General features: G+C 71.2%; 7 protein-coding genes. 5 read left to right on the top strand and 2 right to left on the bottom strand.

Annotated features, from left to right (window positions below; translation table 11 throughout):
• Both ACH4TV_RS26830 and ACH4TV_RS26825 read left to right on the top strand, forming a co-directional pair.
• A partial coding sequence (locus tag ACH4TV_RS26830; RefSeq protein WP_398402372.1) for an acetyl-CoA carboxylase biotin carboxyl carrier protein subunit occupies positions 1 to 135 on the top strand: 135 nt, incomplete at its 5' end.
• Between the two features lie 206 nt (positions 136 to 341).
• A complete protein-coding gene (locus ACH4TV_RS26825; RefSeq protein ID WP_398402316.1) occupies positions 342 to 917 on the top strand; it encodes a TetR/AcrR family transcriptional regulator in 576 nt (191 codons plus the stop codon).
• A 54-nt stretch (positions 918 to 971) separates the two neighbouring features.
• On the opposite strand, the gene ACH4TV_RS26820 is transcribed toward ACH4TV_RS26825, so the two are convergent.
• Together ACH4TV_RS26820 and ACH4TV_RS26815 are read right to left on the bottom strand one after the other, a co-directional pair.
• On the bottom strand, positions 972 to 1976 hold the full coding sequence (locus tag ACH4TV_RS26820) for a DeoR/GlpR family DNA-binding transcription regulator (protein WP_398402314.1): 1005 nt from the start codon (positions 1974 to 1976) through the stop codon (positions 972 to 974).
• Positions 1977 to 2155: 179 nt separating this feature from the next.
• On the bottom strand, positions 2156 to 3604 hold the full coding sequence (locus tag ACH4TV_RS26815) for an NAD(P)H-quinone dehydrogenase (protein ID WP_398402312.1): 1449 nt from the start codon (positions 3602 to 3604) through the stop codon (positions 2156 to 2158).
• 151 nt (positions 3605 to 3755) lie between these two features.
• On the opposite strand from ACH4TV_RS26815, the gene ACH4TV_RS26810 reads away from it, so the two are divergent.
• The 3 genes from ACH4TV_RS26810 to ACH4TV_RS26800 all read left to right on the top strand — a co-directional run bounded on the left by ACH4TV_RS26810 (position 3756) and on the right by ACH4TV_RS26800 (position 6983).
• Positions 3756 to 4193, top strand: a complete 438-nt coding sequence (locus ACH4TV_RS26810) for a gamma-glutamylcyclotransferase (protein WP_330288178.1) — start codon at positions 3756 to 3758, stop codon at positions 4191 to 4193.
• A gap of 121 nt (positions 4194 to 4314) precedes the next feature.
• A complete protein-coding gene (locus tag ACH4TV_RS26805) occupies positions 4315 to 5139 on the top strand; it encodes a purine-nucleoside phosphorylase (protein ID WP_398402309.1) in 825 nt (274 codons plus the stop codon).
• Positions 5140 to 5306: 167 nt separating this feature from the next.
• The gene (locus tag ACH4TV_RS26800; protein ID WP_398402307.1) at positions 5307 to 6983 is read left to right on the top strand and encodes a phospho-sugar mutase; all 1677 of its coding nucleotides are present in this window, start codon (positions 5307 to 5309) and stop codon (positions 6981 to 6983) included.
• The last annotated feature ends 191 nt before the right edge of the window (positions 6984 to 7174 follow it).

Below are 7174 nucleotides of genomic sequence, written 5' to 3'. Positions count from 1 at the left end.
CTCATCGTCGTCCTCGAAGCGATGAAGATGGAACAACCCCTCAACGCCCACAAAGCCGGCACCGTCAAGGGCCTCGCAGCCGAAGTCGGCGCCTCTCTCACCTCCGGCGCCCCCATCTGCGAGATCAAGGACTAAGCGCTCGCACAACACCAAGAAGCGCCCGGGGGACTGACCAATCAGCCACCGGGCGCTTCCCTTTCTGCCATCCGGTGCGAACAACGCCCCTTTTTAGGGGCGCGGGGAACTGCGCGACAAGCCCCCACCGCCCCGCACCCGCCAACCAAACCCGCACCGATGGCATGCTGAACCCCCGGAACAAGCACACGAAGGGCAGGTGAACCATGGCCCACCCGCCGGCAGGCCTCCGCGCGGACGCCCGCCGCAACTACGAGCGCCTCCTCGCAGAAGCCCGCTCCGCCTTCGCAGCACACGGCACAGACACCTCCCTGGAGGACGTGGCCCGCCGCGCAGGCGTAGGCATCGGCACCCTCTACCGGCACTTCCCGAACCGGCACGCCCTGATGAGCGCGGTCTTCGAGGACGCGGTGAGCGACCTGCTGGACCGCTCCCGCGAACTCCTCACCGACCCGGAGCCGTGCGCCGCGCTGGTGACCTGGCTGCGTGAGATCGTCACGCACGCCGGTGAGTACCGCGGCCTGGCACGGGCGCTCATGTCGGTCTCGTCCGACGCCGACTCGGCCCTGTCCAGGTGCAGCAACCCCATGCGGGAGGCGGGCGCGGCCCTGCTCACCCGCGCCCAGCGGGCCGGCAGCCTCCGCACCGACGTCTCCATCGGCGACCTGCTCCAGCTCACCAACGCCATCGCGCTGGCGGCCGAGGAGACCCCGGACGACCCGGACCTGGCCGACCGCCTCCTGACCCTGACGATGCGGGGCCTGAAGGCCGAACCTCAGTAGGTCAACTCGGCCTTCTGAAACTCGGTACTCGGTACTCGGTACTTGGTACGACGGTCAGCGGCGGCGGAGGTCCGCCACCCGGGCTCGTTCCCGCTCACGCTCACCGGGCCCGCCGGGCTGCTCGCCCAGCATCGTGCCGCGCAGCGGATGACCCGCAGCGCCGCCGGGGAGTTGTCCCCGGCGCGGGTTGGGAAGCGGCACGTCCCGGCGCTGCTGGCGTGCCGGGGCCTGGTCACCGCCCCCCGCTGAGTTTCCCGGGGAACCGCTTCCCGACCCCGAGGAACCGGCCACGGCGATCTGCACGCCCTGGTCGGCCAGGGCCTGGAGTTCGGTGCCGGCGCGGTCGTCGTGGACGGGCGGTTCGTCGGTGACGAGGCGGGTGATCACATCCGTGGGCACGGTCTGGAACATGGTGTCCGAACCGAGCTTGGTGTGATCGGCGAGTACGACGACCTCGGCGGCGGCCTGGACCAGCGCGCGGTCGACGGACGCCGACAGCATGTTGGAGGTGGACAGCCCGCGTTCGGCGGTGAGGCCGCTTCCGGAGAGGAAGGCCTTGGACACCCGCAGCCCGTGCAGGGACTGCTCGGCGCCACTGCCGACCAGGGCGTAGTTGGAACCGCGCAGAGTGCCGCCGGTCATCACGACCTCCACTCGGTTGGCGTGGGCGAGTGCCTGGGCCACCAACAGGGAGTTGGTGACGACGGTCAGCCCGGGGACCCGCGCGAGCCGGCGTGCCAGCTCCTGCGTGGTGGTCCCCGCCCCGACCACGATGGCCTCGCCCTCTTCGACGAAGCTCGCGGCGAGGTCGGCGATGGCCGTTTTCTCGGCGGTCGCGAGATGAGATTTCTGCGGAAAGCCGGACTCCCGCGTGAACCCGCCCGGCAATACCGCACCGCCGTGCCGGCGGTCGAGGAGTCCTTCTGCCTCCAGTGCGCGCACGTCCCGCCGTACGGTCACTTCGGAGGTCTGGACGACGCGGGCAAGCTCACGGAGCGACACGGCCCCATTGGCTCGCACCATTTCGAGGATCAATTGACGACGTTCTGCAGCGAACACGAAACTGACAGTAACCCCAACGACCGTCTGCTTTCAGCAGTATGCGCCGAATAACAGAAGTTGTTCGCATGGGGGTACGGGAAGTGGTATAGGTGCCTATCTCGCACGACTATGCCGCACGAATGGGCCGCAACTCCCCGTGACCAGCGGGAAGTCGCCCACCCCGCCGGGCCCTGCCGTCAGCCCTCGCCCGCCGCCTTGCGGGTGTGGAGCTGCCGGGCGACCTCGGCGATCGATCCCGAAAGGGATGGATAGACAGTGAACGCGTTCGCGATCTGCTCGACCGTCAGATTGTTGTCGACGGCGATCGAGATCGGATGGATGAGTTCGGAGGCGCGCGGCGACACGACACACCCGCCCACGACGATCCCGGTGCCCGGCCGGCACATCAGCTTGACGAAGCCGTCGCGGATGCCCTGCATCTTCGCGCGCGGATTGCGCAGCAGCGGCAGTTTGACGACGACGGCCTCGATCTTGCCGCCGTCGACGTCGGCCTGGGTGTAGCCGACGGTGGCGATCTCGGGGTCGGTGAAGACGTTGGAGGAGACGGTCTTCAGGTTCAGCGGGGCCACCGCGTCGCCGAGGAAGTGGTACATGGCGATACGGCCCTGCATGGCGGCGACGGACGCGAGAGCGAAGACACCGGTCACGTCACCGGCGGCGTACACGCCGGGAGCCGACGTCCGCGACACCTTGTCGGTCCAGATGTGCCCGGAGTCGCGGAGCTTGACCCCGGCCTCCTCCAGCCCCATACCGGCGCTGTTGGGAATCGCGCCGACGGCCATCAGACAGTGGGAGCCGGTGATGACGCGCCCGTCGGCGAGGGTGACCTCGACCCGGTCGCCGACGCGCTTGACGGACTCGGCGCGGGAGCGGGCCATGACGTTCATGCCACGGCGCCGGAAGACCTCTTCGAGGACGGCGGCGGCGTCCGGGTCCTCACCCGGCAGCACGCGGTCCCGGGAGGAGACGAGGGTGACCTTGGACCCGAGGGCCTGGTAGGCACCGGCGAACTCGGCACCGGTGACACCGGAACCGACGACGATCAGCTCTTCGGGCAGCTCGGTGAGGTCGTAGACCTGGGTCCAGTTGAGGATGCGCTCACCGTCGGGCTGCGCGTCGGCCAGCTCGCGCGGATGCCCGCCGGTCGCGATGAGCACGGCGTCGGCGACGAGGGTCTCCTCGCTGCCGTCCACGGCCCGTACGACGACCTTCCGGGAACCGTCGACGCCCTGGAGGCCGTCGAGCCGTCCGCGCCCGCGCAGGACGCGGGCGCCGGCCCGGGTGACGGAGGCGGTGATGTCGTGCGACTGGGCGAGGGCGAGACGCTTCACCCGTCGGTTGACCTTGTCGAGGTCGACACCGACGACGCGGGCGGCCTGCTGGTCGGGTGGGGTGTCGTCGGCGACGATGATCCCCAGTTCCTCGTACGAGGAATCGAAGGTGGTCATCACCTCGGCGGTGGCGATAAGCGTCTTCGACGGTACGCAGTCGGTCAGCACCGACGCCCCGCCCAGACCGTCGCAGTCGACGACGGTCACCTCCGCGCCGAGCTGCGCTGCCACCAGCGCCGCTTCGTAGCCGCCGGGTCCGCCACCAATGATCACGATCCGAGTCACATACCCCATTGTCCCGTACGCCCCGAGGTGCCGACGCCCCGGGGCCGTCGTACGGGTCCGGAGAGGGTTCCGTGCCGCTGCCGTGCGGACGGTTGTACGGGTACGGCCGGGGCGTGTGCTGTCGGAGTGACGGCCGTGTCCCCTGCCGTACTCTCGGTCCATGTCGCTCTACGCCGCCTACGCCGGCAATCTCGACGCGCGGCTCATGACGCGCCGCGCACCGCACTCGCCGCTGCGCGCCACCGGCTGGCTGACCGGCTGGCGGCTGACGTTCGCCGGCGAGCACATGGGCTGGGAGGGCGCCCTTCCGACGATCGTCGAGGCCCCCCGCTCCCAGGTCTTCGTCGCCCTGTACGAGATCGCCCCGCTCGACGAGGACTCCCTGGACCGCTGGGAGGGCGTGGGCCTCGACATCTACCGCCGGATGCGGCTGCGCGTCGACACGCTGGAGGGCGAGGAACCGGCGTGGGTGTACGTCCTCAACGGGTACGAGGGCGGCCTGCCGTCGGCCCGGAACCTCGGCGAGATCGCCGACGCGGCGGAGTCGGCGGGCGCACCGCACGACTATGTGATGGAACTGAGAAAACGCCCCTGCTGAGGGGCGGGCCGGGGACCGGCGCCCCGTTGGATGGATTGGATGGAAACGACAAGACAACGATCGCTATCCCGTTGCCTCTGTCATCTACGCGCGTAGGCTCCGACCGGATACGCTCTTGCGCGTGAACGCATCTCTTCTTCCGGACGACATCCAGGGCGACCCCCACTCCGCCGCCGACGCCGCTGCCGCGCGCCTGCGGGAGCTCACGGGCGCCGAGACCCACGACGTCGCTCTCGTGATGGGCTCCGGCTGGGCACCGGCCGTGGACGCCCTGGGCGCCTTCGAGGCCGAGTTCCAGGTCACCGAGCTGCCCGGATTCCCGCCGCCGGCGGTCGAGGGCCACGGCGGCAAGATCCGCTCGTACCGGATCGGCGACAAGCGCGCGCTGGTCTTCCTGGGCCGCACGCACTACTACGAGGGCCGGGGCGTCGCGTCCGTGGCGCACGGCGTACGCACCGCCGTGGCCGCCGGCTGCAAGACCATCGTCCTGACCAACGGCTGCGGCGGCCTGCGCGCCGACATGCGCCCCGGGCAGCCGGTCCTGATCAGCGACCACATCAACCTCACGGCGACCTCCCCGATCATCGGCGCGAACTTCGTCGACCTGACGGACCTGTACTCGCCGCGGCTGCGCGCCCTGTGCAAGGAGATCGACCCCAGCCTTGAGGAGGGCGTGTACGCCCAGTTCACGGGCCCGCACTACGAGACGCCGGCGGAGATCCGCATGGCCCGGGCGATCGGCGCGGACCTGGTGGGCATGTCGACGGTCCTGGAGGCGATCGCGGCGCGTGAGGCGGGCGCCGAGATCCTGGGCATCTCCCTGGTGACGAACCTCGCGGCGGGCATGACGGGCGAACCCCTCAACCACGAGGAGGTCCTCCAGGCGGGCCGCGACAGCGCAACCCGCATGGGCTCCCTGCTGGCCCAGGTCCTGGGCCGCCTGTAGGAACCGGTCTCGCCCCCGCCGCCCCTACCCGTCCCATCCTCGGGGCTCCGCTCCTGGTCTTTCAGCCCGTCCGGCGTTTGAGGACAAGGCCCGTTCAGGGCCGTGGCGGGGGTCTGGGGGCGCAGCCCCCAGGGATGGGACGGGTAGGGGCGGCGGGGGCGAGAACAATGAACCCGCACCCCCGCTCGACCACAACGAGAGGCACCGACGTGCACGACGACGAACTCATCGCACGGGCCAAGGCGTGGCTCGCCGAGGACCCCGACGCGGACACCCGTGAGGAACTCGCCAAGCTCATCGACGCCCAGGACCTCCCCGACCTCACCGCCCGCTTCTCCGGCACCCTCCAGTTCGGCACCGCAGGTCTACGCGGCGAACTCGGCGCCGGCCCCATGCGCATGAACCGCTCCGTCGTCATCCGCGCCGCCGCCGGCCTCGCCGCGTACCTCAAGGCGAAGGGCGAGACGGACGGCCTCGTCGTCATCGGCTACGACGCCCGCCACAAGTCGGCGGACTTCGCGCGCGACACCGCGGCGGTGATGACCGGCGCCGGACTCAGGGCAGCCGTCCTCCCCCGCCCCCTCCCCACCCCCGTACTGGCGTTCGCCATAAGGCACCTCGGCGCCGTCGCGGGCGTGGAGGTCACCGCCAGCCACAACCCGCCCCGCGACAACGGCTACAAGGTGTACCTGGGCGACGGTTCCCAGATCGTGCCCCCGGCGGACGCGGAGATCGCCGCCGAGATCGACGCCGTACGCGCGCTGAACGACGTACCGCGTCCGGAAGCCGGCTGGGAAACCCTCGACGACGCCGTCCTGAACGCCTATCTGGCCCGTACGGACGCCGTTCTCGCCGCCGGCTCCCCCCGTACCGCCCGCACGGTCTACACCGCGATGCACGGCGTCGGCACGGAGACCCTCCTCGCGGCCTTCGCCCGGGCCGGTTTCCCCGCTCCGGCCCTGGTCGCCGAACAGGCCGACCCCGACCCGGACTTCCCGACCGTCGCCTTCCCCAACCCGGAAGAGCCCGGCGCGATGGACCTCGCCTTCGCGAAGGCCCGCGAGACGAACCCGGACCTGATCATCGCGAACGACCCGGACGCGGACCGCTGCGCGGTGGCGGTACCGGAAGCCGACGGCTGGCGCATGCTGCGCGGCGACGAGGTGGGCGCCCTGCTCGCCGCCCATCTGGTCCAGCGCGGAGCGCGCGGCACCTTCGCCGAGTCGATCGTCTCCTCGTCACTCCTCGGCCGTATCGCCGAGAAGGCGAACCTCCCCTACGAGGAGACCCTCACCGGCTTCAAGTGGATCGCCCGCGTCGAGGGCCTGCGCTACGGCTACGAGGAGGCCCTCGGCTACTGCGTGGACCCGGACGGCGTACGCGACAAGGACGGCATCACGGCCGCGCTCCTCATCACGGAACTCGCCTCCGAGCTGAAGGCCCGGGGCCGTACGCTCCTCGACCTGCTCGACGACCTCGCGGTCGACCACGGTCTGCACGCCACGGACCAGCTCTCGGTCCGCGTCGAGGACCTGTCGGTCATCGCGAACGCCATGCGCCGTCTGCGTGAGCAGCCGCCGACCCAGCTCGCGGGCCTGCCGATCACGAAGGCGGAGGACCTCACCCAGGGGACGGAAGCCCTCCCGCCCACGGACGGCCTGCGCTACACGCTCGACGGCGCCCGGGTGATCGTCCGCCCCAGCGGTACGGAGCCGAAGCTGAAGTGCTACCTGGAGGTCGTCCTCCCGGTGCCCACCCACGCGGACCTCCCGGCGGCCCGCACGAAGGCGACGGACCTGCTGGAGACGATCAAGCGGGACCTCTCGGCGGCGGCAGGCATCTGAGGCGTATCTGATCCGTACTCGATGGGGTGGGGGTGGGGGGGGGGGGGGCCCCCCCCCCCCCCCCCCCCCCCGGGTGGGCCCCAACCCCCCCCCCCCCCCCCCCCCCCCCCGCGGGGGCCCCCCCCCGGCCCCCCCCCCCCCCCCCCCCGGGGGGGGGGGGGGCCGGCGGGGGGGGCGGGGGGGGGCGGGTG

Origin of the sequence: Streptomyces sp. NPDC020898 (genome assembly GCF_044333925.1) — a bacterium.
Lineage (GTDB): Bacteria > Actinomycetota > Actinomycetes > Streptomycetales > Streptomycetaceae > Streptomyces.
The sequence above is the reverse complement of the archived record's forward strand: the minus strand, read 5'-3'. Positions and strand labels throughout refer to the sequence as shown.

Excerpts from the sequence above, each read along its gene's own strand:
- ACH4TV_RS26825 (WP_398402316.1), top strand. The coding sequence starts at position 342 with ATGGCCCACCCGCCGGCAGGCCTCCGCGCGGACGCCCGCCGCAACTAC.
- ACH4TV_RS26815 (WP_398402312.1), bottom strand. The coding sequence starts at position 3,604 with ATGGGGTATGTGACTCGGATCGTGATCATTGGTGGCGGACCCGGCGGC.
- ACH4TV_RS26810 (WP_330288178.1), top strand. The coding sequence starts at position 3,756 with ATGTCGCTCTACGCCGCCTACGCCGGCAATCTCGACGCGCGGCTCATG.
- ACH4TV_RS26800 (WP_398402307.1), top strand. The coding sequence starts at position 5,307 with ATGAACCCGCACCCCCGCTCGACCACAACGAGAGGCACCGACGTGCAC.